This is a genomic window from Streptomyces sp. NPDC031274 (genome assembly GCF_055570235.1).
Genome location: NZ_JBVIHP010000138.1, coordinates 1 through 1,854, shown reverse-complemented (window position 1 = coordinate 1,854; position 1,854 = coordinate 1). Strand labels below are relative to the sequence as shown.

Annotated in this window: 2 protein-coding genes and 1 pseudogene; 2 read left to right on the top strand and 1 reads right to left on the bottom strand. The window is 70.8% G+C overall.

The genetic code is table 11. The features are described 5' to 3' along the window. A pseudogene (locus ACZ5CR_RS44290) lies at positions 1-92 on the top strand (pyrroline-5-carboxylate reductase); the annotation flags it as partial. A gap of 111 nt (positions 93-203) precedes the next feature. Here the strand turns inward: ACZ5CR_RS44290 and ACZ5CR_RS44285 are convergent. Further along, complete coding sequence (locus ACZ5CR_RS44285; protein ID WP_468869064.1) at positions 204-791, bottom strand: cysteine hydrolase family protein; 588 nt, start codon at positions 789-791, stop codon at positions 204-206. A 155-nt stretch (positions 792-946) separates the two neighbouring features. Here ACZ5CR_RS44285 and ACZ5CR_RS44280 point away from each other — a divergent pair. Continuing rightward, positions 947-1,854 (top strand): GlxA family transcriptional regulator (locus ACZ5CR_RS44280; protein ID WP_468869070.1); only part of this gene is annotated, 908 nt, incomplete at its 3' end.

The window sequence follows — 1,854 nt, the reverse complement described above, 5'->3', positions numbered from 1 at the left end:
TCGAGAACCACGGCGTACGAGCAGCCCTCATCGCCGCCCTCGAAGCCGCCCGCGACCGCAGCCGCGAACTGGCCTCCGGCAGCAACACCTGACCGACCCGGCGCCGAGGGTGGGGGGCCTGAGGCCGGGGGCCTGGGACGCACAGCGGCCGCGCCCCCAACGCGGCCCCCCGCACACCCCAGAGGGATCACCGCATCACCGCATCACCGCCCCGCGGCGCCGACGACGGTCTCCGTGGTCACCACTTCCGCGAAGCCCCCTCCGTGCAGCGAAACCGCAGAGCCCTGCGCCAGCTCCTCCGCACTGCGCCGCCAGCCGAACGGCCCCTCAAGGTCGAACGTGTACGTCGCGTCCAGCGCGAACAGCACCCGATACCCCAAGTTGCCTCCCATCCGCGCCGTCGTCTCCGCGCACATGTTGGTCTGGATCCCCGCCACCACGAACTCCTGGATCCCCTCCGCCTTGAACCACGCGTCCAGATCCGGCGTCCCGTAGAAGGCCGAGTTCACGGTCTTCGTCACGAACAGCTCCGGCCCGGCCCCCTTCCCACGCCGCTGCTCGACGTACTCCTTGAAGTCGTTCCCCTCGTATCCCGGCCGCAGCGGCGACTGCGGCTTGGGCGAGTCATGCCGTACGAAGACGACCGGACGCCCCGTGGCCTGCCAGATGTCGACGAGCGACGCGATGTTCTCGTCGGCCCCCGGATTGTTCCGCGTTCCCCAGAACCCCTCCTCCTCGAAACCCTTCTGCACGTCCACCACGACCAGCGCTGCGTTCTCTGCGATGTCCATGACCACGATGCTGCCGCCGCACCGACCCTCGGCCCAGAGGGAAGAAAGTCATCGACCGATGGTTTACTGCCACCGTGCCCAAGCCTCCCGCCACCACCACAGCGACCGCCACGGCCACTGACCCGGCGATAACCCCCGCCACCGCCCCACAGCGCATCGCCCTGCTCGCGTTCCCCGGCATCCGCGCCTTCGACGTCTCCGTCATCACGGAGGTCTGGGGCAACGACCGCACCGACCGTGGCGTACCCCCCTTCGACCTGCGCCGCGTCGGCACCGACCTCGCACCCGTGCCGATGCGCGGCGCCCTGACCCTCACCCCCGATCGCACACTCGCCTGGCTGACCCGACTCACCAGCACCGACCTGATCGTCGTCCCCGGCCTCGACGACCACGTCACCCCTGCACCGCCCCCGGTCCTCGAAGCCCTGCGCAAGGCACACACCCGAGGCACCACCATCGCGGCACTCTGCGGCGGCGCCTTCACCCTCGCCCAGGCAGGCCTCCTCGACGGCCGCCGCGCGATCACCCACTGGGGCCTCGTCGACCTGCTCCGCACCCATCACCCCCTCGTCACCGTCGAACCCGACGCCCTCTTCATCGAGGACGAGAACATCTGGACCGCCGCAGGCACGGCCGCCGGCATCGACCTGTGCCTGCACCTGGTCCGCACGGCCCACGGCTCCGAAGCAGCCGCGACCATCGCCCGCTCGATGGTCACCGCGCCGTTCCGCACCGGCACCCAGGCCCAGTTCATCGAGCACCCCACCCCGCGTGCCGACCGCGACGCGGATGCCCTCGCTTCCGTACGCGAATACGCCCTCCGCCACCTCCACGAACCGCTCACCGTCACCGACCTCGCCGCCCAGGCAGGCATGTCGGCGCGCACCTTCGCCCGTCACTTCACCGCGGCCACGGGCACCACCCCACTGCGCTGGCTCTTGGACCAGCGCCTCGCAGCCGCGCAGAAGCTCCTCGAACGCACCGACCTGCCCATGCCCGAAGTGGCACGCCGCGCGGGCTTCGGCAGTGAGGTCACGATGCGCCAGCACTTCGCATCGCGCCT

What these genes read in the sequence shown, in the direction of transcription:
- ACZ5CR_RS44285 (WP_468869064.1), bottom strand. Translation starts at nt 791, where the DNA reads ATGGACATCGCAGAGAACGCAGCGCTGGTCGTGGTGGACGTGCAGAAG.